26 protein-coding genes and 1 other RNA gene are annotated in these 22,587 nt (G+C 32.2%); 18 read left to right on the top strand and 9 right to left on the bottom strand.

Annotation, left to right across the window (positions count from 1 at the left end; genetic code table 11):
- The first annotated feature begins 82 nt into the window (after positions 1-82).
- Together ACN5J3_RS07795 and ACN5J3_RS07790 are read left to right on the top strand one after the other, a co-directional pair.
- Positions 83-1,324 carry a hypothetical protein gene (locus ACN5J3_RS07795; protein WP_418511366.1) on the top strand — a complete coding sequence of 414 codons (1,242 nt, stop codon included), beginning with the start codon at positions 83-85 and terminating at the stop codon, positions 1,322-1,324.
- The gene (locus ACN5J3_RS07790; RefSeq protein WP_418511365.1) at positions 1,308-2,477 is read left to right on the top strand and encodes a glycosyltransferase family 2 protein; all 1,170 of its coding nucleotides are present in this window, start codon (positions 1,308-1,310) and stop codon (positions 2,475-2,477) included. The genes ACN5J3_RS07795 and ACN5J3_RS07790 overlap by 17 nt, the downstream gene beginning before the upstream one ends.
- Here ACN5J3_RS07790 and ACN5J3_RS07785 read toward each other — a convergent pair.
- On the bottom strand, positions 2,474-2,704 hold the full coding sequence (locus tag ACN5J3_RS07785; RefSeq protein WP_417289936.1) for a uroporphyrinogen decarboxylase: 231 nt from the start codon (positions 2,702-2,704) through the stop codon (positions 2,474-2,476). The genes ACN5J3_RS07790 and ACN5J3_RS07785 overlap by 4 nt on opposite strands.
- Before the next feature lie 79 nt (positions 2,705-2,783).
- On the bottom strand, positions 2,784-4,583 hold the full coding sequence (gene typA, locus ACN5J3_RS07780; protein WP_344729500.1) for a translational GTPase TypA: 1,800 nt from the start codon (positions 4,581-4,583) through the stop codon (positions 2,784-2,786).
- A 219-nt stretch (positions 4,584-4,802) separates the two neighbouring features.
- Here typA and ACN5J3_RS07775 point away from each other — a divergent pair, with 219 nt between their 5' ends.
- The 3 genes from ACN5J3_RS07775 to ACN5J3_RS07765 are packed head-to-tail and all read left to right on the top strand — an operon-like array spanning position 4,803 to position 6,902.
- Positions 4,803-5,162, top strand: coding sequence for a hypothetical protein (locus ACN5J3_RS07775; RefSeq protein ID WP_344729498.1), 360 nt, complete (start codon positions 4,803-4,805; stop codon positions 5,160-5,162).
- 40 nt (positions 5,163-5,202) lie between these two features.
- The gene (gene kdsA, locus ACN5J3_RS07770) at positions 5,203-6,021 is read left to right on the top strand and encodes a 3-deoxy-8-phosphooctulonate synthase (protein WP_418509588.1); all 819 of its coding nucleotides are present in this window, start codon (positions 5,203-5,205) and stop codon (positions 6,019-6,021) included.
- Positions 6,022-6,038: 17 nt separating this feature from the next.
- The gene (locus tag ACN5J3_RS07765; RefSeq protein WP_418511364.1) at positions 6,039-6,902 is read left to right on the top strand and encodes a hypothetical protein; all 864 of its coding nucleotides are present in this window, start codon (positions 6,039-6,041) and stop codon (positions 6,900-6,902) included.
- Between the two features lie 266 nt (positions 6,903-7,168).
- On the opposite strand, the gene ACN5J3_RS07760 is transcribed toward ACN5J3_RS07765, so the two are convergent.
- Together ACN5J3_RS07760 and ACN5J3_RS07755 are read right to left on the bottom strand one after the other, a co-directional pair.
- On the bottom strand, positions 7,169-7,951 hold the full coding sequence (locus ACN5J3_RS07760; RefSeq protein ID WP_418511363.1) for an SDR family NAD(P)-dependent oxidoreductase: 783 nt from the start codon (positions 7,949-7,951) through the stop codon (positions 7,169-7,171).
- A 21-nt stretch (positions 7,952-7,972) separates the two neighbouring features.
- Positions 7,973-9,178, bottom strand: a complete 1,206-nt coding sequence (locus ACN5J3_RS07755; protein ID WP_418511453.1) for an NAD(P)-dependent oxidoreductase — start codon at positions 9,176-9,178, stop codon at positions 7,973-7,975.
- Between the two features lie 163 nt (positions 9,179-9,341).
- On the opposite strand from ACN5J3_RS07755, the gene ssrA reads away from it, so the two are divergent.
- Positions 9,342-9,737: a transfer-messenger RNA gene (ssrA, locus tag ACN5J3_RS07750) on the top strand.
- Between the two features lie 79 nt (positions 9,738-9,816).
- Here ssrA and ACN5J3_RS07745 read toward each other — a convergent pair.
- From ACN5J3_RS07745 to ACN5J3_RS07725, 5 genes are all read right to left on the bottom strand, one after another.
- Complete coding sequence (locus ACN5J3_RS07745; protein ID WP_418511362.1) at positions 9,817-10,290, bottom strand: lipocalin family protein; 474 nt, start codon at positions 10,288-10,290, stop codon at positions 9,817-9,819.
- 129 nt (positions 10,291-10,419) lie between these two features.
- On the bottom strand, positions 10,420-10,824 hold the full coding sequence (locus ACN5J3_RS07740) for a rhodanese-like domain-containing protein (RefSeq protein ID WP_418511361.1): 405 nt from the start codon (positions 10,822-10,824) through the stop codon (positions 10,420-10,422).
- 13 nt (positions 10,825-10,837) lie between these two features.
- Entirely contained in the window at positions 10,838-11,152 is a 315-nt protein-coding gene (locus ACN5J3_RS07735) for a rhodanese-like domain-containing protein (RefSeq protein WP_344729488.1), read from the bottom strand.
- Positions 11,153-11,268: 116 nt separating this feature from the next.
- Entirely contained in the window at positions 11,269-11,877 is a 609-nt protein-coding gene (locus ACN5J3_RS07730; RefSeq protein WP_418511360.1) for a thioredoxin family protein, read from the bottom strand.
- Between the two features lie 3 nt (positions 11,878-11,880).
- Complete coding sequence (locus ACN5J3_RS07725; protein WP_418511359.1) at positions 11,881-12,414, bottom strand: TlpA disulfide reductase family protein; 534 nt, start codon at positions 12,412-12,414, stop codon at positions 11,881-11,883.
- 285 nt (positions 12,415-12,699) lie between these two features.
- Here ACN5J3_RS07725 and ACN5J3_RS07720 point away from each other — a divergent pair, with 285 nt between their 5' ends.
- From ACN5J3_RS07720 to ACN5J3_RS07665, 12 genes are all read left to right on the top strand, one after another.
- Complete coding sequence (locus ACN5J3_RS07720; protein WP_418511358.1) at positions 12,700-14,103, top strand: anthranilate synthase component I family protein; 1,404 nt, start codon at positions 12,700-12,702, stop codon at positions 14,101-14,103.
- 2 nt (positions 14,104-14,105) lie between these two features.
- Entirely contained in the window at positions 14,106-14,672 is a 567-nt protein-coding gene (locus tag ACN5J3_RS07715) for an aminodeoxychorismate/anthranilate synthase component II (RefSeq protein ID WP_344729480.1), read from the top strand.
- Positions 14,673-14,727: 55 nt separating this feature from the next.
- Positions 14,728-15,720, top strand: a complete 993-nt coding sequence (gene trpD / locus ACN5J3_RS07710) for an anthranilate phosphoribosyltransferase (RefSeq protein ID WP_418511357.1) — start codon at positions 14,728-14,730, stop codon at positions 15,718-15,720.
- 3 nt (positions 15,721-15,723) lie between these two features.
- Positions 15,724-16,509 (top strand): indole-3-glycerol phosphate synthase TrpC, encoded by a 786-nt coding sequence (gene trpC / locus ACN5J3_RS07705; RefSeq protein WP_418511356.1) that lies wholly within the window; start codon positions 15,724-15,726, stop codon positions 16,507-16,509.
- Positions 16,506-17,132, top strand: coding sequence for a phosphoribosylanthranilate isomerase (locus tag ACN5J3_RS07700; protein WP_418511355.1), 627 nt, complete (start codon positions 16,506-16,508; stop codon positions 17,130-17,132). The genes trpC and ACN5J3_RS07700 overlap by 4 nt, the downstream gene beginning before the upstream one ends.
- Positions 17,129-18,310, top strand: a complete 1,182-nt coding sequence (gene trpB / locus ACN5J3_RS07695) for a tryptophan synthase subunit beta (protein ID WP_418511354.1) — start codon at positions 17,129-17,131, stop codon at positions 18,308-18,310. The genes ACN5J3_RS07700 and trpB overlap by 4 nt, the downstream gene beginning before the upstream one ends.
- A gap of 2 nt (positions 18,311-18,312) precedes the next feature.
- Positions 18,313-19,077, top strand: coding sequence for a tryptophan synthase subunit alpha (gene trpA, locus ACN5J3_RS07690; RefSeq protein WP_418511353.1), 765 nt, complete (start codon positions 18,313-18,315; stop codon positions 19,075-19,077).
- Between the two features lie 71 nt (positions 19,078-19,148).
- On the top strand, positions 19,149-19,292 hold the full coding sequence (locus tag ACN5J3_RS07685) for a hypothetical protein (RefSeq protein WP_417289920.1): 144 nt from the start codon (positions 19,149-19,151) through the stop codon (positions 19,290-19,292).
- 87 nt (positions 19,293-19,379) lie between these two features.
- Positions 19,380-19,832, top strand: a complete 453-nt coding sequence (locus ACN5J3_RS07680) for a tRNA (cytidine(34)-2'-O)-methyltransferase (RefSeq protein ID WP_418511352.1) — start codon at positions 19,380-19,382, stop codon at positions 19,830-19,832.
- Between the two features lie 126 nt (positions 19,833-19,958).
- A complete protein-coding gene (locus ACN5J3_RS07675) occupies positions 19,959-21,233 on the top strand; it encodes a metallophosphoesterase (RefSeq protein ID WP_418511351.1) in 1,275 nt (424 codons plus the stop codon).
- Positions 21,234-21,450: 217 nt separating this feature from the next.
- The gene (locus tag ACN5J3_RS07670; protein ID WP_418511350.1) at positions 21,451-21,960 is read left to right on the top strand and encodes a hypothetical protein; all 510 of its coding nucleotides are present in this window, start codon (positions 21,451-21,453) and stop codon (positions 21,958-21,960) included.
- Positions 21,961-22,094: 134 nt separating this feature from the next.
- Positions 22,095-22,487 (top strand): lysozyme inhibitor LprI family protein, encoded by a 393-nt coding sequence (locus tag ACN5J3_RS07665; RefSeq protein WP_418509573.1) that lies wholly within the window; start codon positions 22,095-22,097, stop codon positions 22,485-22,487.
- The last annotated feature ends 100 nt before the right edge of the window (positions 22,488-22,587 follow it).

Below are 22,587 nucleotides of genomic sequence, written 5' to 3'. Positions count from 1 at the left end.
ATCTTTCGTGAATATTTGCTTTTAATATTGTGTATCATTGATAAAAAATAAGGGCCTAACATATAAAAATAGCACACTGCTTTTGATATACGTTTTTGTGTTTTTGTATTGCATTTTTAATAATGCTATCTATTCACCAGACTCGGCTAGTTATCTTAATGCTACTATTTACAGATCGCCTGGATATCCTATTTTTGTTAGAGTATTCTCTATTATTTTTCAGCAATATTTTGATTTTTTTATTGTATCTGCACAGTGCTTGTTGGGGCTTTTTGCTGTTCATACTTTAGTTATAAAAACTTCAAAAGTATTACACTTAAGTTTTGTTTTAAAACTTGTTTTTGTTTTACTTTTAGTTTTCCCTTTTTTCCCACCGCTTTGGGTTGCAAACAACATTTGTTCTGAAGGCTTAAGTTATCCTTTATATTTATTTTTTCTAGCTTTTTCTTTAGATTTTTTATTTAACAACACATCAAAATCCTTGTTAATACTATCAGCTAGTTATATTCTTTTAGTTTTAACTCGTGGTCAATTTATAGTGCTTACTATTATTTTTACTGCAATCTATATTTTAAAAAACAAGCACATTGTTTTAAAACCTACAATTATTAAAAACGTTATAGTTTTACTATTACTACCATTTGCCGTTTCGTTATTAGATAAAACATATCACAAAGCCAAAGATGGCTTATTCATAGCTACTCCGTTTACATATATAAATGCTTCGGCATCGGCTTTATATGTGAGTAAAGCAAGTGATAAAATGCTTTTAAAAAACACAGACGACCAACTTATTTTTGATGACTGCCATGCCTTTATTTCTGAAAACAAATGGCTTATGTCTAGCAAAGAGCGATCCTCTTTTAGTGATTATTACAAGCATTTTCACGACAATTTAGGAAGAATTTGTAATTACACATTACATGATCGTGGCACAGCTTATTATGTGAATAAAAATCAAACTATTGTAGAAGCTAGATATCATATTGAAAAGTCTTCTAAAAGAATGCTTCCTGTGTTAATTAAGAGTAACTTTAATAATTGGATCAAGCTATTTTACAGTAATTTAGTTCACGGGTTTAAATCTCAAATCATACTTTTTTTACTCATTGGTACTTTTATAATTAGTTTTATTAAAACACTAAAATCAACAAATAACAATACACTTATTATATTTTACCTAACATCTTTAATTTTATCTAATGCCCTAATTGTAGCTTTTGCAAGCCACTCTATAATGCGCTATTTATTTTATAACTATTCGCTATTTTTTATCATTGCTATTTTAATCTATAAATACATTCGTGATGTCAAAAACAATTGAATTATCTATTGTTATGCCTTGCTTAAACGAAGCAGAAACATTAGCTACTTGCATTAAAAAGGCTCAAAATTTTCTTTTAGAAAATCAAGTAAGTGGTGAAGTTATCATTGCCGATAACGGTAGTACTGATGGCTCTCAAAACATAGCAAAAACACTAGGCGCTAAAGTTATTCATGTTGAAAAAAAAGGCTACGGAAACGCATTACGAAGCGGTATTAATTACGCGTTGGGCACTTACATAATAATGGGAGATGCTGATGATAGCTATGATTTTGAATCTCTAAAACCTTTTTTAATTAATTTAAGAAAAGGACATGATTTAGTCATGGGAAATAGATTTAAAGGAGGTATAAAAAAAGACGCTATGCCTTTTTTACACAAATATCTGGGTAATCCTGTGCTTTCCTTTTTAGGTCGCCTATTTTTTAATATTAAAATTGGTGATTTTCATTGTGGTTTACGTGGTTTTTCAAAAGAAGCTTACTACAAAATGAATTTAAAAACCACTGGAATGGAATTTGCGTCTGAAATGATTGTTAAGTCAAAACTTAACAACCTATCAATTACTGAAGTTCCTACAATATTACATAAAGATGGCAGGTCACGTCCTCCTCATTTAAATACTTGGCGTGACGGATGGAGACATCTTCGTTTTTTATTATTATACAGTCCTATGTGGTTGTTTTTAATACCTGGTATTTTACTCATGATTACTGGAATTTTAGCTTCTGGAGTATTGATTTCGCAATCTATTATCATTGAAAAAATTGTTTTTGATATACATACATTGCTATACACATCTAGCATGGTGCTTGTTGGTTTCCAATTTTTTGTTTTTTATGCACTAACAAAAGTTTATGCTGTAGAAAACCAACTATTACCAAAAAGTAATAGGTATGAAAAACTCTTTAAATATCTAAATTTAGAGTCTGGATTAATCATTGGAGCTATACTATTAGCTTCAGGAATTGGCTTAAGTTTTTACGGTGTCTCTATTTGGAAGAATTTTGAATATGGAAACTTAAACCCATCTAAAACCCTTCGAGTTATTATACCTGCTGTATTTACTGGGTTATTGGGAATGCAAATTATCTTTTTTAGTTTGTTTTTTAGTATTCTAGGACTTAAAAACTCAAAACAAACCCAACCTTAATTTTTCTTGATTAACAAATAATATAGGTTTATAAAAACAATGGCTCCGTTTGAAATTATTATAGGCCATGACGTTTGTAACATAAACCCATAAGTCACAAAAAGCACACAACCTATTGTATTTATAATTCGAAGTTTAACTACGTCTTTCATCATAAATGATAGTAGTAAAACAGCCATGGCTGCATAACCAACCCATTCTGTAAATGCTATATTAAAAATCATCATTATGTAGTGTTTGTTCATAAAAAAAAGGAACTCTGAAATTTAGAGTTCCTTTTTTATTGTTTTTCTATGTTTAAGAGAACTAGATAGACTTATTTCTTTTTCGTTCTACTTCTGTTAAAAGAATTTTACGTATTCTTAAGTGATTTGGCGTTACCTCTACATATTCATCTTTTTGAATATACTCTAAAGCCTCTTCTAGTGAAAACTTAATTGCAGGAACAATTTTTGCTTTATCATCAGCACCAGCACTACGTACGTTACTTAACTTTTTAGTTTTTGTAACATTTACAACCATATCGTCTCCACGAGAATTCTCACCAATAACTTGACCTTCATAAATATCTTCTCCTGGATCTATAAAAAACTTTCCACGCTCTTGTAGCTTATCAATTGAATAAGGAATTGCTTGACCTTTCTCCATTGATACTAACGATCCGTTTTGACGTTCTGGAATACCTCCTTTTAATGGTTGGTATTCTTTAAAACGGTGAGCCATAATAGCTTCTCCAGCCGTAGCAGTTAGTAACTGATTACGTAACCCAATAATACCTCTAGATGGCACTATAAATTCGCAAACCATACGTTCTCCTTTAGCTTCCATGCTTAACATTTCTCCTTTTCGCATAGTTACCATTTCTATAGCTTTTCCTGAAACTTCTTCTGGTAAATCTATAGTCATTTCTTCAACTGGTTCACATTTTACGCCATCAATTTCTTTAATGATAACTTGTGGCTGCCCTATTTGTAATTCATAACCTTCACGACGCATTGTTTCTATTAAAACAGATAAGTGTAATACACCACGTCCAAAAACCATAAACTTATCAGCACTGTTAGTTTCTTCAACACGAAGTGCTAAATTCTTTTCAAGCTCTTTTGTTAAACGCTCTTTAATATGTCTAGAAGTTACAAATTTACCATCTTTACCAAAGAAAGGAGAATCGTTAATAGTAAATAACATACTCATTGTTGGCTCATCAATAGCAATTGTTTTTAAGCCTTCTGGATTTTCCCAATCTGCAACTGTATCTCCAATTTCAAAACCTTCTAAACCTACTATAGCACAAATATCTCCAGCTTGAACTTCGTCAACCTTTAAACGTCCTAAACCTTCAAAAACATGAAGTTCTTTTATTTTAGACTTAACTACAGAACCATCTCGTTTTACTAAAGAAATATTTTGATTTACTTTTAACTGACCTCGTGTTAAACGACCAATAGCAATTCTACCTGTAAAAGATGAAAAATCTAATGACGTAATAAGCATTTGTGTATTTCCTTCAGGAATTTTTGGTGCAGGAATGTGCTCTATAACCATATCTAATAATGGCTCAATATTTTCTGATGGCTTTTTCCAATCATCACTCATCCAGTTATTTTTTGCTGAACCATAAACGGTTGGAAAATCTAATTGCCACTCTTCTGCTCCAAGTTCAAACATTAAGTCAAATACTTTTTCATGAACCTCTTCTGGAGTACAGTTTTCTTTATCTACTTTATTTACAACGACACAAGGTTTTAAACCTAAATCAATCGCTTTTTGAAGTACAAAACGCGTTTGAGGCATTGGTCCTTCAAAAGCATCAACTAATAAAAGTACACCATCTGCCATGTTTAACACACGTTCTACTTCACCACCAAAATCGGCGTGACCAGGCGTATCAATAATATTGATTTTAGTGTCCTTATAAATTACAGAAACATTTTTAGACGTAATTGTGATACCACGTTCACGTTCTAAATCGTTGTTATCTAAAATCAAATCACCAGTATTCTCGTTTTCACGAAATAACTGACAATGGTACATAATTTTATCAACCAAGGTTGTTTTACCGTGGTCTACGTGAGCAATAATTGCAATGTTTTTTATTTGAGCCATAATACTGTGCCTTATTTTAAGCGTGCAAAGGTACGCTATATTTTGATATAATTACTTTTATATTTTCATATTTAGTTAATTAAATGTTATAGTCGATAAAAAACACAATTTTCATCTGTATATTTCGTTAAACAAATTAATTAATAGTAAATAGCCTTTTTTAACCAACTTGTGCTTGTCACAGGCGATTTACATCTGAACCCTACAAACCCTTTACAGATGAAATTGATTAACAAATATTCTAAATTTATACCCTACCTATACTTTATAGCGATTATAGCGTATTGGTTTACTAGAGTAAATAGAAGCGAAGGAATTACCGCTTACCCAATCTTATTATTCGGTATTCCGTTTATTTGGCAACTTATAAAACCTAGTAAAAAATTGAACTTTTCTTTAGGTATTATTTTTGTGTGTTTATCATCATATTTAATACTTGCTTACTTATCAGAAGTCCTAAACATTATCAATTTTTCATGTTCTATTGAAAAGTTTATAATGTATAGCGGCTTATTTGTTTTCACAAATTTTGCTATGGCTTTATGGATGATAAGAAATAGCATAAAAAAAACCTTTTAAATACGTATCTTTGCATCTTGAAATATGAAATCATAACTAAATGAAACTTCAAGATATACCTAAAATAAAGCATACTGAAGTTAACAATTTTTTCCTTTTATGTGGCCCATGTGCCATTGAAGGCGAAGATATGGCTTTACGTATTGCTGAAAAAGTAGTTTCTATAACAGATAAGCTACAAATTCCTTATGTATTTAAAGGAAGCTTTAAAAAAGCCAACAGAAGTAGAATTGATAGTTTTACAGGAATTGGAGACGAAAAAGCTTTAAAAATACTTCAAAAAGTATCAAACACATTTGACATACCAACAGTAACAGACATTCACGAAGTTTCTGATGCTCAAAAAGCTGCCGAGTATGTTGATGTATTACAAATACCCGCTTTTTTAGTTAGACAAACTGATTTGGTTGTAGCTGCAGCCAAAACAGGCAAAGTTGTAAACTTAAAAAAAGGACAGTTTATGAGTCCTGAAGCTATGAAACATGCTGTACAAAAGGTAAAAGATTCTGGCAGCGATAAAGCTTGGATTACAGACAGAGGCACCATGTTTGGGTATCAAGATATGATTGTAGATTTTAGAGGCATTCCTACTATGAGAAACTATGCACCAGTTGTACTTGATGTTACTCACTCACTTCAGCAACCTAACCAAACAGTTGGAGTAACTGGAGGAAGACCAGACATGATAGAAACCATAGCTCGTGCAGGAGTTGTAAATAATGTTGATGGCTTATTTATTGAAACACATTTTGATCCTGCAAATGCAAAAAGTGATGGCGCTAATATGCTACACCTTGATAATCTTGAAAAATTACTAACTAATTTGGTTGCTATACGCAAAACCATAAATGCTTTTTAAGCTAATTACACAATTCATTGAAAACATTAAAAACTACGTTGTTAGTAATAGGAATTCTATTGCTTACTTCACAAAAGTCAACTGCCCAAGACAACATAACCGCACCAAAATACTCACAATCTAACAAAGGTAAATTCTTTGTTAGTTGGGGCGGAAATAGAGACACATATTCTAAATCTGACATTACCTTTACTGGAGATAATTATAATTTTACTTTAAGAGATGTAAAAGCTGAAGATAAACCTAAAGGATGGCACATTGATTACATAAACCCAACAAGACTTACAATTCCTCAAACCAATTTAAAAATAGGTTACTTTATTAATGATAAGTATTATGTTGCTGTAGGAGTAGATCATATGAAATATGTCATGACTCAAAATCAATTTGTAAATGTTGATGGCTATATTTCATTAAACCCTAGTGATCCTGGAGCATACCATAATGGACTTTATCAAAATCAGCCTAAACAAGCCACTTGGGATTTTTTAATGTTTGAGCACACAAACGGATTAAATTATGTTTTTGCAGAATTTGGTAGACGCGATGATATTTCTCATCTTTTAAAAATTACAAACACAGATGTTTTCCAAATTAATATTACTGGTGGTGCTGGTGCTGGTGTTTTATACCCAAAAACCAACACGACACTTTTATTAAAACCAAGATATGATGAGTTTCATGTTTCTGGTTACGGCATATCTGCTACCGCAGGTTTAAACCTTACATTCTTTAAACACTTTTTTATTCAAGGTGATTTAAAAGGTGGGTTTATTAATATGTCAGACATTAGAACTACCAATAATTCTGCTGATAGAGCGTCTCAACATTTCTGGTTTGGCCAAAGCATTATTAGCTTTGGATCTATTTTTAGAATTTAATAAAACCCTATAAAAGCAATAAAATTAGGTTGCCTATATACACAAAAAGCACATAGAAACAACACGAAAAGGATTAACAATTCACTTTAAAGCTTTTTGAAGTTAATATAAATGCTGAAAAATTTCATTTAAAATAATTTACAGAATATAAACCTCTGCTAAAATAGCTTTAAGACAACGATAGAACTAATATTTTGGTTTTACCTTATGGTTACAAAACACAAGTGTTTTAAGACTTTAAAAATAAAAGCCTAAATTATTACAGGTTACTCTTTTCTATTCTTTTCTTGGATATTTCTAACAATATTCGTTGCTATATTCCTTGGAATAACACGCGGCAGTGTTGCTAAAAACTTATTAAACTTCCCAGGAATAGCATACGTTTTTCCTTTCATCATGGCTTGATAACCATACAATGCAACTGATTTTGCATCAGCCATGTTAAATTTAATTTTGTTTTCTGATGAGTCACTAGAAACAACTTCTTGAAAAGATGTTTTTGTTGGCCCAGGACACAAAGCTGTGACTGTAACTCCAGTACCTTTTAGCTCGTTAGCAATCGCCTCTGAAAATGATAAAATATAGCCTTTGGTAGCATAATACAATGACATAAGTGGTCCAGGTTGAAATGCCGCTAATGATGATAAGTTTAAAATTCTACCAGAACCTGATGCAACCATATCCTTTAAAACCAACTTGGTTAAATGCGTTGTTGTCATCACGTGAAGATTTAGCATTTGTGCTTCACGCTCCCAATCTGTTGAGTGAAATGTTCCAAACAATCCAAAACCAGCGTTGTTAATTAAAACATCAATTTTTGCATGGCCTACGGCATCCATAATATCAACCGCTGCATTTTGCACACTCAAATCTTTTTGTAGAATTTGTACATCAACAGAATAGGTTGCTTCTATTGTTTGTTTGGCTTGTTTTAAATTATCAGAATTTATATCAACCAACACTAGATTGTGAGTGTCTTTGGCTAATAACAGTGCTAATTCGTATCCTAATCCGGATGCACCTCCAGTAATTAAAGCTGTTTTACTCATTTTAACTCTATAAAAATTGTATTAATTACCATTTACATAATCTTGCAGATAAGCAAATCGATCTGTTAATTTACCTTTTTGTGTTATTCTAGCTCGTTTTAAAATACCTTTTTCGTCATTATTAAAAAAAGCAGGAATAACATGCTCTAAAAACATGTCTCCAAAACCTTCGCTTGCATCTTTAGGTAACTCACATGGTAAATTATCAACTGCCATAACTGTAATAGCATTTTCTGCATCAAAGGCAACTTCTTGTTCTGTTTCTGGATCATATCCATAAAAAGGATCTGCAATAGTTGAAGGTCTTATAGTTGACGCCACAGGACCATCAATGTCACATGACACATCGGCTACTAAATTGATTTTAAACGCTGCTTTTTTAGCATCATCTCTTGTAAACAGATACGGTGCATTATTCCCATAAAAATGACCAGCAATAAAAAAATCGGTTTCTTTTGCATAAGGCATAAAATTACTTTCATAACCTGTAGGGTCTTTATAAAAAGCGTACTTATCTCCTACTTTTCCATCTTTGCGTTTTGCATACTCCATGACATCTGCCATAACATAAACAGGTTCTGTAAATGACGATGTTAAATATAAAGCATCACTTATTTCTTTTATTTTTAAATGATCTAAAATTTCTTTTGCACCATAAGCCACTTTCCCTGTTCCTGTAAGCAAAATCTTTAAGTTACTAGGCAACGTGATTTTATCTAACTCTGCTTTTACCTCATCTAGATCGGCTAATGTTTCTACTTTAGGCAATGTAAACAAACCATCTCTCAAGCCTAATGCCCTAAAACCATTGTAGGCACCTACCAATCCTGCATAACGACCAAAACCTATTAATCTTGCTCCGCTTTTCTTCACTATAGTTTCGTGATCAAACATTTCAATGTTTTTCTCAAGCATTGCCTGTAAAAGCTTTCTGTTATAAGGTTGCTTTTTTATAGTATGAGAAAAATAGAAATATTTTTTATCGGGGATTAAATTTGATATTGGCACTTCTTTTACACCTAACATGACATCACAGTCTGACACATCATCAGTTACAGTAAAACCTAATTTTCTGTATGCTTCGTCCGGAAAAATACGAATGTCACTAGATTCTATTACAAATTCAGCTTCAGGAAACTGTGTTCTTGCTTCTGCTAACTTTTCTGGAGAGAAAACCACACGTCTATCTGGTGGATTTTTTCGTTCCTTTATAATGGCAAACTTGATACTCATATGTTGAAATTATAAGTGTTTATTGATACAAATCTAACCTGACAATAAGATATTTGGTATAGATTTTGCACGAAAATACGTGGATTTAGACTGTTGCACAACTTTTTTTAGTAACTTCGCTATCCTTTTTCAAAAAATGCTTTGAAAAAAACTAATTGGGGTCGACTGGTTTTGACAGCGAGATCAATTAAACGGTAAGCACGTCGCGTAATGACTTTGAAACGCGTAAAAGGCTAGGTCAAACTTTTAAACGGCGAGAATAACTACGCTTTAGCTGCTTAATCTGAATCATAGTAAGATTTGCCTAGGTACACAAGGTGTACAAGCTAAATGTCTCCGGAAAGCCTTGATTGACGGCGTTCCTTTTTGAGGCATCGTAAATGTCAATATAGATTGTAAAGTGCTTCGATTTACTTTCGAAATTTAAGAAGATAAGTTATACGTAGGTTGTCTTTAACCAGCTTATAATCGAAAAAACAAGAAAAGAATAAGCGTGTAGAAAGCTCTTTAATGGCTTGTTTGGACGAGAGTTCGATTCTCTCCGACTCCACAAAAAACCCTTGAATTTACTATAAATTCAAGGGTTTTGTTTTTTAGAGGACAATAAAAATTAAATTGCCGGTATATATTTTTTAGATTTTAATATAAGTTTCTTCTACAACAATACCTCCATCATTAAAACTAATCACTAATTCTGTCTCATTTAACTCTTCAATTTGATAAACATCTGAAGATTGTCCTGAAAATGTCAAAACTAATTCAGAAGAATTTATTGTGTAAGTCCCTGATTCAAGTACCTCTTCACAATAATCATCAAAACTTCTTTCAGTAAAACCTGATGTGGTTTGAAACCTAAATTGTTCTCTTTCATTATTACAAATAATTTGAGAGTTACTAACAACTCCATCATGAGTCACATTTGTTTCCTCCCAATTACCAATAATCATTTCTTGAATTGTACTACCACTATCTTCTTCATCTGTTGGTGTTTGTACTGGAGTGTTAATTTGATTTGGCGTGATACTTACTTCTTCATTAGAACAAGACAAAGTAAATAGAGTAACTAGTAGTAAAAGTATTTTGAATATGTGTTTAATATGCTTCATTTTATAATATTTTTCTTACAAATATAATCACATTTATAATTGGTCAAATTATTATTATAAAAATTGCTTATTATTTTTTCTTAAAGGAATTCTCAAAAAAAAAAGCTCTCCAATTTGGAGAGCTTTTTTTTATTCAAATGTTTTTATATTGAGACCTTTGTGTTTCCATTTAGAAATACCTCCTTCTAAATCATAGACTTTAACAAAACCTGCTTCTAAAAGTTTATCTGCACATTTTGCACTTCTGCCTCCAGATTTACAATAAACAATAACAGGTTTGCTTTTATCTAGCTTCTCTATATCTTCATCAAAAGTATCTGAAAAATAATCTATATTTTGAGCATTTGCTATAAAGCCTTCTTTAAACTCTTCAGGAGTTCTTACATCTACCAACTGAATGTCTTCAAGATCTAATATGCTTTGCATTTCTTCGGCTGTGATAACTTCTATATTACCTTCTTTTTTTATTTCTTGACAGCTTAATAGTATGCTAAAAAACAACATCAAACTTAAAGTAGTTGCTAAATGTTTCATAACTTATATGTTTTTAATGGTTTGCTACGTCACCTTCCCATTCGTTAAATCCTCCTAAAAGGTTATGGGTTTGTGTGAATCCTAATTGACTCATTATGGCACAAGCTTGTCCGCTTCTATTTCCTGATCTGCAATACACATAATAGGTTTTGTTCTTATCTAAAGCTTCTACTTGATTTATAAACTCTTGTCCTTGATATATATCAATATGAACTGCATTAGGTATAAAACCTTCTTCTAGCTCTTCATCTGTTCTTACATCTAGAATAACGGCATCTGCATCATTTGATAATTGCTCTTGCCATTGGTCTTGTGTTAAATCTGCCATAATATTGTGTTTAAATTTACTACAAAATTACTGTTTCTTTATGAAAATGACATAAAAAAAACCGAAGTGTTTGTACTTCGGCTTTTAATTTTTTACTTGATAAGTTTATGCAATGATTATACTTTTATAGTACAACCTATGGCTCTTGTGTGTGTTTCTTGAACTTCTTTTCCTGCTAAAAGGGCATCAACGGCATCTTCAACATACTTTTTGTTTACAGCATTCGCATCTTGGTAGTTATCATCTATGGCTCCAATATACTTTACTTGATTTCCTTTGTCTGTTTTTTGAAGCACATAAACATGTGGTGTTTTTGTAGCGCCATACTTCGGATAAATTTTTTGTCCGGCATCCATTAAATAAGGAAAAGTGAACCCTTTTTCTTTTGCTCTTGCTCGCATAGCTTCCATACTATCTCCTGGTTTAACGCTTACGTTATTAGGCATAATAGCTATTACTGGATAACCTTTGCTTGCATATTTTTTGTTTAATGCTTCTATTCTATCTTCATAAGCCACAGCATACGGACATGTATTACAAGTAAATATCACAATAAAACCTTTAGCATCTTTATAATCTGCTAATGATACCATTGTACCATCAATATTCTCTAATTTAAAATCAGTAGCTATATCTCCTACTTTATAACCGCCTTCGTTAGTAATTGTAAAAGCTGAAAAAAGTACTAATGCCATAACTGCAATGGTTGCTTTTAGTGTTTTCATAAGTTATTGGTTTAAAAATTGTTTTAATTCGGTTTCTAACTCATTATAGTTAAACGACTTTTCATAGAACTGTCGTTTATCTTTATTGTAAATTAATGTGGCAGGAATAGCACCTGACCAGTTTTCTGACACTTTAGGAATCCAAGCATTAGAATCTGGATCATTAAGCACTAATATTTTAGAGTGTAATTTTTCTTTTTGTATAAAAGGTTTTAGTTTGCTTTCATATTGATTAGGAAAATCTAAACTCACTAATATAACTTCAACATTCTTATCCTTGTAGGTTTTGTTTATTTTTTCAAAATAAGGGAGTTCCTTAACACAAGGTGCACACCAAGTTGCCCAAAAATTAACAACATAAACAGTGTCATCTTTTTTATTTAAATAAGGTTCTACGCCGTTAAAATCATAAACTTCTAGCGAAACTTCTTTTGGAGTTTGATCTGTTTCAGGAATGACTTGTTCTACTTGTTCAGATTTATTTTGGTTGTTACACCCAAACAATACTAAAACTATAATATATTTTAAATACTTCATAAGTTAAAATTAAATATTCATAGATATAAAGTGTATCTGTTTAACAAATTTTTATACAAATAAGCTGATGCCTTATTATTTATCAAAAAAAACATTGTGTTTTTACAATTTCATTTCTATATTTGAGGCCTACAAACAGATCAAATGAATATAATTTTAAATAATACTTGGTGGTGGCAATTCCGAAACACAAATTTCGTGAATTAACCCTATCGTATATTTAAATTTTAAAATATCCAGAAAGGCTTGTCATTCACGACAAGCCTTTTTTAATTTATAAAACAAATGAAAACATTTAGTTTATACACACACTACAAAAAAATACTTGCAGACACTATTACTCCTGTTAGCATATACTTGAAAATACGCGACAAGTATCCTAACAGTATTTTATTAGAAAGTAGTGACTATCATGCAAATGATAATAGCTTCTCATATATATGCTGCAATCCTATTGCATCTATAAAAGTTAAAAATGAGATTATTACTGAACAATTCCCAGACAATAGTCAACTAACTACTAATATAAAACCGGGAGTAAATGTTACCGAAAGAATACACAAGTTTACACAACGTTTTAAAGTGAACGCTGACAAAACATTTAAATTTATAAATAATGGTGTTTTTGGCTACATGGCATACGACGCTGTTCGCTATTTTGAAAACATTGACATTTCAAAAAAAGCAAATCATCAAGATATTCCAGACATATACTATGCCGTTTACCAAAATATTATCGCCATAAATCATCATAAAAACGAAGCATATATTTTTGCTCATTGTTTTGACACTGACAATAACATAGATGAAATTTATCAACTTATAACGTCTAAAAATTATGCTGGTTTTAATTTTTCAGTTGATGGCGCAACAACTTCTAATTTAACTGATGACGAATATAAAGAACACGTAGAGTTAGCTAAAAAACACTGTGCTCGTGGTGATGTATTTCAGCTGGTGCTTTCTAAAAAATTCTCTCAAGCATTTAAAGGCGATGAGTTTAACGTATATCGTGCCTTAAGAAGTATTAATCCGTCGCCTTACTTGTTCTATTTTGACTATGGCGATTTTAAAATCTTTGGCAGCTCTCCTGAAGCGCAACTCATAGTCAGTAAAGGCAAAGCTGAAATTCATCCAATCGCAGGTACATTTAAACGCACAGGAAACGATGAGAAAGATGCTGAACTAGCAAAAAAACTATCAGAAGATATTAAAGAAAATGCCGAACACGTTATGCTTGTTGATTTGGCTAGAAACGACTTAAGCCGTCACGGCAATGCAGTTTCTGTTGAAACATACAGAGAAGTACAATTTTTCTCTCATGTTATCCATTTAGTAAGTAAAGTTACAGGCAAAAAACATGAAAATTCAACAACCATGCAAGTTGTTGCTGACACTTTTCCCGCTGGTACTTTAAGCGGAGCTCCAAAACATAAAGCCATGCAATTGATTGAAAAGTATGAAAAAACAAGTAGAGATTTTTATGGCGGCGCTATTGGTTTTATGGATTTTGAAGGAAATTTTAATCACGCCATAATGATACGAACGTTTTTAAGTAAAAATCATCAGCTACACTGGCAAGCTGGCGCAGGAATTGTATCTAAATCAAGCCCTGAAAACGAACTTCAAGAAGTGTATAATAAATTAGGCGCCTTAACAAAAGCCATTGAACTTGCAGAAACCATTTAATTATGAAAAAAGTATTAGTTATTGACAATTACGATAGTTTTACCTACAATTTGGTACACTACCTAGAAGATTTAGATTGTGACGTTACAGTAAAACGAAATGACCAACTTCATATAGACGATGTTGAAGCCTTTGATAAAATTGTTTTATCTCCAGGACCTGGAATTCCTGACGAGGCTGGCTTGTTAAAACCTATTATAAAAAAATATGCGGCTACCAAAAGCATTCTTGGCGTTTGCTTGGGTCAACAAGCTATTGGCGAAGTTTTTGGCGGTTCTCTTATAAACCTAGAAGCTGTTTACCACGGTGTTGCTACAAACATTACCGTTACAGTTGATGATGAACCCTTATTCAAAGGACTGGATAAAACCATAAGTGTTGGTCGCTACCATTCTTGGGTTGTAAACGAAACACTTCCTGAAACGCTTGAAGCAACATCTTTTGATGATAACGGACAAATCATGTCGTTACGTCATAAAATATATGATGTTAAAGGCGTGCAATTTCACCCAGAATCTGTGTTAACACCTGACGGAAAAAAAATGTTAGAAAATTGGGTTAATTCTTAAAATCTAATCATTGAATTTAAAAAATTAAAAATCTTTCAGTTTTACAGAAATCATTATGAAAAATATATTAAACAGACTTATAAATCAAGAAAGCATCTCTACCGAAGAAGCAAAACAAGTTCTTGTTAATATTTCTAAAGGAGATTATAATCAAAGTCAAATTGCATCATTCCTAACCGTGTATATGATGCGAAATATTACCATAGAAGAGTTACAAGGGTTTCGAGATGCCTTGCTAGAACTTTGTATCCCTGTAAATTTAGACGCCTACAATGCAGTTGATTTATGCGGTACTGGCGGAGATGGCAAAGACACTTTCAATATTTCAACACTAGCATCATTTGTAACAGCTGGTGCTGATGTAAATGTTACAAAGCATGGTAATTATGGGGTTTCTTCTGCTTGCGGATCTTCAAACGTATTAGAATATTTAGGCATAAAATTCAGTAATGATATTTCGTTTTTAAAAACCTGTTTAGATGACGCTGGTATTTGTGTGCTTCACGCACCTTTATTTCACCCTGCTATGAAAAATGTGGCGCCTATTCGTCGTGATTTAGGTGTAAAAACATTTTTTAATATGCTTGGTCCGATGGTTAATCCGTCGTTTCCAAAAAATCAAATGGTTGGTGTTTTTAGTTTAGAATTACTTCGTTTATACAGCTATTTATATCAAACCACAGATAAAAACTATAATATTGTTCATGCACTAGACGGTTATGACGAAATCTCTCTTACTGGAGCTGCAAAAATCACTAACAACAATACAGAGCTTGTTTTAAACCCGTCAGATTTTGGGATAGACACATTAAACCAAAATGCCATACATGGTGGAAATTCTATTGAGAGTTCTGCTAAAATTTTCATGCATGTTTTACAAGGTCAAGGCACCGAAGCTCAAAATCATGTTGTTTGCGCTAATGCTGCTTTGGCTATTTCTACAGTAAAAAACACATCAATTCAAGAAAGCTTTGAATTAGCAAAACAATCATTAATGAGCGGAAATGCAAAAAAGCGTTTTGATAAGCTCGTAGCTTTAAGCCAATAATTTATGGATATACTTAATAACATAGTCATTGATAAGCGACAAGAAGTTAAGATAAAAAAGTCTCTAATACCTGTAAAGCAGTTAGAACAATCTGTTTTATTTGAAAGAGCTACCATTTCACTTGCAAAAAACTTATCAAAAAGTACAACCGGAATTATAGCAGAGCACAAACGCCGTTCGCCTTCAAAAGAAGTCATAAATCACAAACTCAATGTGTATGATGTTGCTTCAGGCTATGAAAAGGCTGATGTTTGTGGCATGTCTGTTTTAACTGACGGCAAATATTTTGGTGGTTCTCTAGATGATTTACTAATAGCAAGAGCCAGCTGCAATATACCTTTGCTCCGAAAAGAGTTTATTATCGATTCTTATCAAATTATCGAGGCTAAAGCTCATGGCGCAGATGCTATTTTACTTATCGCAGCCATTCTTACCAAAGATCAGATTAAGCAATATTCTGAATTAGCAAAAAGCTTAAACCTTGATGTACTTTTAGAAGTTCATAATGAAGAAGAGTTACATAAATCTATCATGCCTAGTTTGGATATGATTGGCGTCAATAATAGAAACCTAAAAACTTTTGAAGTACGTTTAGAAACTAGCAAAAGTTTAAGCTCACTAATACCTAACGACTTTATAAAAGTTTCAGAAAGTGGTATCAGCTCTATTGATGCTATAAAAACCTTACAGCCTTTTGGCTACAAAGGATTTCTAATTGGAGAAAACTTTATGAAAACTGATAATCCTGGTGCAAATGCTAAACAATTTATAGAATCTCTAAAGTTATGAAGCTAAAAATATGTGGCATGAAATATCAAGACAACATCACTAAAGTTGCCAACTTGCAGCCTGACTATCTAGGTTTTATCTTCTACAAAAACTCAAGTAGGTATTTTGAAGGTGATATTCCTGAACTACCAAAAGAGATAAAAAAAGTTGGTGTTTTTGTGAATGCCGAAAGCGGTTACATAGTATCAAAAGTAAAAAAACACGGTTTAGATGTTATTCAACTTCACGGAAGCGAATCTGTTGATTTTTGCAACGAATTAAAGCAAACCTTATTAAGCCATTCTATTGAAATCATTAAAGTATTTTCAATAAAAGACCAATTCAACTTTGATACTTTAAAACCCTATGAGACCGTTTGCGATTACTTTCTTTTTGATACCAAAGGAAAATTGCCCGGCGGAAATGGTTATGTATTTAATTGGGAGGTTCTTAATAATTATCCATCTACAAAACCTTATTTTTTAAGTGGCGGCATAGGACTGGATGAATTAAAAAACATACATGCATTTACAAAAACAACGGCTTCAAAATATTGCTATGCCATAGATGTAAACAGCAAATTTGAAGACAAACCCGGTTTAAAAAATTTAGAAAAACTACAAGAATTCAACACACAATTATGAACTACAATATAAACGAAAAAGGCTATTATGGAGAATTTGGAGGCGCATACATTCCAGAAATGCTTTATCCAAATGTAGAAGAGTTACGTCAAAACTACCTTAAGGTAATGAACGAACCTAGTTTTAAAACCGAGTTTGATGAGCTTTTAAAAAACTATGTTGGCAGACCTTCTCCGCTTTACTTTGCCAAGCGTCTATCTGAAAAATACCAGACTAAAATTTATTTAAAACGAGAAGACCTCAACCATACAGGCGCTCATAAAATAAACAATACTATTGGACAAATTCTTATGGCAAAACGCCTTGGCAAAACAAGAATTATTGCTGAAACAGGTGCTGGTCAACATGGTGTTGCCACGGCAACAGTTTGTGCATTAATGGGAATAGAATGTATTGTTTACATGGGAGAAATTGACATTGCTAGACAAGCGCCTAATGTTGCTAGAATGAAAATGCTGGGCGCTACCGTTGTGCCTGCAACATCAGGAAGCAAAACCTTAAAAGACGCAACTAACGAAGCTATAAGAGATTGGATAAACAATCCTATTGACACGCATTATATCATAGGCAGTGTTGTTGGTCCGCATCCTTATCCAGATATGGTAGCCAGATTTCAATCTGTGGTTTCTGAAGAAATTCAATGGCAGCTTAAAGAACACGAAGGAAAAACCAATCCGGACTATGTTATTGCTTGTGTTGGTGGTGGCAGTAATGCTGCGGGTGCTTATTATCATTTTTTAGAAAACGAGCATGTAAACCTTATAGCGGTTGAAGCTGCTGGTCATGGAATACACTCTGGAGAAAGCGCGGCAACATCTGTATTAGGTAGAGAAGGCATTATACATGGTAGTAAAACACTTCTTATGCAAACTAAAGACGGACAAATTACCGAGCCCTACTCTATCTCTGCCGGATTAGATTATCCTGGCGTAGGACCTATGCATGCACATTTATACACATCTGGTCGCGCTGAATTTATTGCTGTAACAGATAACGAAGCCATGAATGCTGGTTTAGATCTATGTAAACTAGAAGGTATTATTCCTGCTATTGAAAGCTCACATGCGCTTGCTGTTTTTGAACAGAAAAAATTCAAACCAGATGATATTATAGTCGTGAGTCTATCTGGTCGTGGCGACAAAGATTTAGCAACATATATTAAGCATTTTAATTTATAACGATGAACAGAATTCAACATAAACTTAACGAAGATAAAAAGTTACTTTCTATATATTTCACTGCAGGCTACCCAAACCTCAATGATACAGTTGAAATAATTCAAGACCTTGAGAAAAGTGGTGTTGATATGATAGAGATAGGACTTCCTTTTAGTGATCCTCTAGCTGATGGCCCTACCATTCAAGCAAGCTCTACGCAAGCATTAAAAAATGGTATGACAACCGAAGTGCTTTTTAAACAATTAAAAGACATCAGAAAAAGTGTGTCTATTCCACTAATTATCATGGGTTATTTTAATCCAATATTGCAATTTGGAGTTGAAGCGTTTTGCAAAAAATGTAATGAAATAGGCATAGATGGACTCATCATTCCTGATTTACCTGTTGATGTATATCACGAACATTATAAGTCTATTTTTGAGAGCTACGGACTTATCAATGTGTTTTTAATTACACCACAAACCTCTGAAAAGCGCATTCGTTTTATAGATAGCATATCAAACGGTTTCATTTATATGGTTAGTAGCGCTAGTGTTACTGGAAGTAAAACTGGGTTTGGTGACGAGCAAACACAATATTTTGAACGCATTAAAAATATGAACCTAAAAAACCCACAGGTTATAGGTTTTGGTATATCAAATAAAGAAACATTTACGCAAGCAACAACGTATGCTAAAGGCGCCATTATAGGCAGTGCTTTTATAAAACATATAAAAAATAATGGTGTTGAGACCATTAACGAATTCACCAAACAAATAAGATCCTGATTTTAAGATAGTTTTAATAAAATTCCGTTTAAAATTCATTAAATTATAGTGAATCAAAAAACAAAAATATTATGGGAACTATTGAAGATAAAAGAAAATTTAAACCTAAAAAAGAACAAAACAATCCTACAAATCCTACTGGTAACACCAATCAAAAAACAAACCAGTTTGATATTGATAAAGAGACCATTAAAGAACAGCAAAACAAAAGCTAATTTTTTAAAAAACACATAAACACTCCTTAAAACCTATTCATTACCGAATAGGTTTTTATATTTACAGCTTTTTACAATTTAAAAAATATGTCTTTAAACATAGTTTTAATAGAACCCGAAATACCTAACAACACAGGAAACATAGGCCGATTAGCATTAGCAACAGGATCAAAGCTACACCTTGTAAAACCTTTTGGTTTTGAAATAAATGATTCCAGACTAAAACGTGCAGGATTAGATTATTGGCAACATCTTGATGTTATTTATTATGATAATATTGATGATTTTTTTCAGAAAAACAACAATGCAAACATGGTGTTTCTTTCTAGTCACGGCAAGAAACAACATTGGGATATTGCATTTGAAGACAATCTATTTTTAGTTTTTGGTAAAGAATCTGTTGGCTTACCCAAAAATATCACAGAGCAACACCAAGATCAATTATTTAAAATTCCCTTATACAGTGAGCACATACGTAGCTTAAACCTATCAAATGCAGTAAGCATTATTGTTTACGAAGGTTTACGTCAACTACAATAATACAATTCAAAAGCAAGATAAATCCACTAACCATTTATTTTTTGTAACAAATTCACACACACTTATACTGATATGTAAACAGATCAATATCAACCTGTAAAGCTGATTACATAAAAATATCATAACATGAAAAGTGTATTAAAAAAAATATTAAAATGGTGTCTTATTCTATTTGCGCTCTATATGACGATAACCACAATAATTTTGGGCTATCAAGATACTGACACCGAAAAAGGAATTTATAATTTTTATTGGTCTGGTATAAATGCGTTTTGGAAAAACGACAAACCATTTGGTTTTAAAATAAATCAACCCATAGAAACAAAATTTAATGGTGCAGATGGCCCATATGTTTATAAAGATTCTGTTTTCTCTATATCTAAAAACAATGCGTTAAGTAAAATAAAACTTGATACTTCAAAACCTCTTACAGTTGTTACTAACAACACAAGCCTTCCTAGCTTTACTGTGTCGCTCAATAAAAACTTAAGCCAAGAAAATGACCACTATGACATGCCCAAAAAGCTAATAGCTATTTCTGATATAGAAGGAAACTTTGACGCATTATATAGCTTTTTATTAGCAAACAATGTTATTGACAAACAAGCCAATTGGATTTTTAATGATGGGCATTTAGTATGCAACGGAGATTTTTTTGATAGAGGTTCTGAAGTAACACAAGTACTTTGGCTTATATATCATTTAGAAAATCAGGCACTATTACATGGCGGAAAGGTACATTTCATTATGGGAAACCATGAAATCATGAACCTATACGGCCATATAAAATATAATGATCAAAAGTATATTCACGCGGCAAAACAAATCTGTAAAACAAAAAACTGGAATACATCTATAAAACAATTATACAGCCAAGATTCAGAATTAGGAAGATGGTTACGCACTAAAAATATTGTTGAAAAAATTGGAACCATCATTTTTGTTCACGGAGGATTAAATAAATACCATTTAGAAAACGCTTATGATATTAGCGAGTTAAATACAATTGCAAGAAAATATTACGGCAAGGTTCCTTCAAAAACCAATATCGAAAATGATAGAGACGAAATTATTGTCAGCGGAATAAATAGTCCTTTCTGGGACAGAAGGCTTAATTTAGATACCAAACATAAACTTGCGCTTAAAGCTAGTGGTATTGATATTAACCCAACAACACAAGAAACTGTAAATGCTATTTTAAAGCATTTTAAAGCCTCAAAAATTGTAATTGGCCACTCGCTTGTTAATGATATACAAACTGATTATAATGGTAAAGTTATTAAAATAGATGTGAAACACGGTTTAGAAATGAACTCTGGAAAAACTAAAGGATTACTAATTGAAAACAATAATTTTTACAAGATTAATGATTTAGGAGACAAGCTATCTCTAAAACACTAACTACCAACTCACAAATAACCATAAAACCAGATCAGTTTTTAAGAATTTCAACTACTTTTAGAAGCATAAACATAATATAGTTAAACTCACTAGTGTGTTTATCTATATGTTGCCACCAATTTAAAAAATGAACATACTACTATTTTCAGCTTTTTTACTTATTCTAATTTTACTGATTAGATATTTTGCTTCATCTGACAAAAAGAGTGGTTTAAAAATGCTTACAATTTTCGGAATTGTAATCGGACTTTCTGCTTTAGGATTGAATTCATTGTTTGACGACTCATTTGGTGCTTCAACGCCAGTAAATGTTCGGACTGAAAATCTGACTGATAAAAACTTAAAAATTTATTCCATAGCTTTTTGGGACAACGAATGGAACGGAAAAGAAAATTATGTCACTTTTGACAAAAATTTAAAACCAAATAAAACGTCTGACTTTTGGTTCGAGAATGATGGAACAACTGAATTTTGGCTTGTTGGGAAAAATGCAAGTGGCGGAATTGATTACTTAAATGTTGTTACAAATAAAGAAAGTGAGTTTGATTTTAAAATAACAGAAAATAAAAATAGTGACCAAGACAAAATAGCAATCGCAAAGGAATTGACATTTAAAACGGACAAAAGCGAACAAATGAAAAGTTTTGCATTTTGGACAAATATTATGTTAATCGGACTTTTGATTTTGAGTCTGATAAAAATAAAAACTGCACCTAACAATGTATAACCGCAATTACGGCGGATTCGACTACGTCCGAATTCACTCGGAATTCCGAGCGTCAGTGCTTAATCGAAAAATAGTATTTTAAAACCCGTAACTGACGGTTATACAAACACATTGACTAAAAGCTAAAAAAACGAATGAAAAATATATTAGCCTTTATAATTCTAACTTTGACTTTTAATTGTTTCTCACAAACGCAAGCAGAAATGAATCAAGAAGCTTATGATTTATTTCATGAAGCTGACAAAGAATTAAACAATGTTTATAATAAGATTCTTACTACATATAAATCAGATTCAATTTTCATAGAAAACCTAAAAAAATCACAACGTATTTGGATAAAATTTCGTGATTCAGAATTAGAAATGAAATATCCGAATTATAAAGCACCCTATTATGGTTCATCACATCCTATGTGCAGAGCTTTTTACTTAAAAGAATTAACTGAAGAAAGAACTAAAAAACTAAAAGTTTGGCTTAATGGAATTGAGGAAGGCGATATGTGTTCAGGTTCAGTAAAAACAAATTAAAAGCCAGTTGCCAACAATGCATAACCGCAATGTATTCACGTCCTATTACTTAAAAAAAAAGAACCTATCTTTCAATGCGCTTGGTCAGCAAATTCAGCTA

This window comes from Corallibacter sp. (assembly GCF_048381695.1).
GTDB lineage: Bacteria > Bacteroidota > Bacteroidia > Flavobacteriales > Flavobacteriaceae > Corallibacter > Corallibacter vietnamensis.
This window is presented reverse-complemented; position numbering and strand designations above follow the sequence as displayed.

Coding starts and splice junctions, on each gene's coding strand:
- ACN5J3_RS07790 (WP_418511365.1), top strand. CDS start 1,308: ATGTCAAAAACAATTGAATTATCTATTGTTATGCCTTGCTTAAACGAA.
- ACN5J3_RS07785 (WP_417289936.1), bottom strand. CDS start 2,704: ATGATGATTTTTAATATAGCATTTACAGAATGGGTTGGTTATGCAGCC.
- typA (WP_344729500.1), bottom strand. CDS start 4,583: ATGGCTCAAATAAAAAACATTGCAATTATTGCTCACGTAGACCACGGT.
- ACN5J3_RS07775 (WP_344729498.1), top strand. CDS start 4,803: ATGAAATTGATTAACAAATATTCTAAATTTATACCCTACCTATACTTT.
- kdsA (WP_418509588.1), top strand. CDS start 5,203: ATGAAACTTCAAGATATACCTAAAATAAAGCATACTGAAGTTAACAAT.
- ACN5J3_RS07760 (WP_418511363.1), bottom strand. CDS start 7,951: ATGAGTAAAACAGCTTTAATTACTGGAGGTGCATCCGGATTAGGATAC.
- ACN5J3_RS07745 (WP_418511362.1), bottom strand. CDS start 10,290: ATGAAGCATATTAAACACATATTCAAAATACTTTTACTACTAGTTACT.
- ACN5J3_RS07740 (WP_418511361.1), bottom strand. CDS start 10,824: ATGAAACATTTAGCAACTACTTTAAGTTTGATGTTGTTTTTTAGCATA.
- ACN5J3_RS07735 (WP_344729488.1), bottom strand. CDS start 11,152: ATGGCAGATTTAACACAAGACCAATGGCAAGAGCAATTATCAAATGAT.
- ACN5J3_RS07730 (WP_418511360.1), bottom strand. CDS start 11,877: ATGAAAACACTAAAAGCAACCATTGCAGTTATGGCATTAGTACTTTTT.
- ACN5J3_RS07725 (WP_418511359.1), bottom strand. CDS start 12,414: ATGAAGTATTTAAAATATATTATAGTTTTAGTATTGTTTGGGTGTAAC.
- ACN5J3_RS07720 (WP_418511358.1), top strand. CDS start 12,700: ATGAAAACATTTAGTTTATACACACACTACAAAAAAATACTTGCAGAC.
- ACN5J3_RS07715 (WP_344729480.1), top strand. CDS start 14,106: ATGAAAAAAGTATTAGTTATTGACAATTACGATAGTTTTACCTACAAT.
- trpD (WP_418511357.1), top strand. CDS start 14,728: ATGAAAAATATATTAAACAGACTTATAAATCAAGAAAGCATCTCTACC.
- trpC (WP_418511356.1), top strand. CDS start 15,724: ATGGATATACTTAATAACATAGTCATTGATAAGCGACAAGAAGTTAAG.
- ACN5J3_RS07700 (WP_418511355.1), top strand. CDS start 16,506: ATGAAGCTAAAAATATGTGGCATGAAATATCAAGACAACATCACTAAA.
- trpB (WP_418511354.1), top strand. CDS start 17,129: ATGAACTACAATATAAACGAAAAAGGCTATTATGGAGAATTTGGAGGC.
- trpA (WP_418511353.1), top strand. CDS start 18,313: ATGAACAGAATTCAACATAAACTTAACGAAGATAAAAAGTTACTTTCT.
- ACN5J3_RS07685 (WP_417289920.1), top strand. CDS start 19,149: ATGGGAACTATTGAAGATAAAAGAAAATTTAAACCTAAAAAAGAACAA.
- ACN5J3_RS07680 (WP_418511352.1), top strand. CDS start 19,380: ATGTCTTTAAACATAGTTTTAATAGAACCCGAAATACCTAACAACACA.
- ACN5J3_RS07675 (WP_418511351.1), top strand. CDS start 19,959: ATGAAAAGTGTATTAAAAAAAATATTAAAATGGTGTCTTATTCTATTT.
- ACN5J3_RS07670 (WP_418511350.1), top strand. CDS start 21,451: ATGCTTACAATTTTCGGAATTGTAATCGGACTTTCTGCTTTAGGATTG.
- ACN5J3_RS07665 (WP_418509573.1), top strand. CDS start 22,095: ATGAAAAATATATTAGCCTTTATAATTCTAACTTTGACTTTTAATTGT.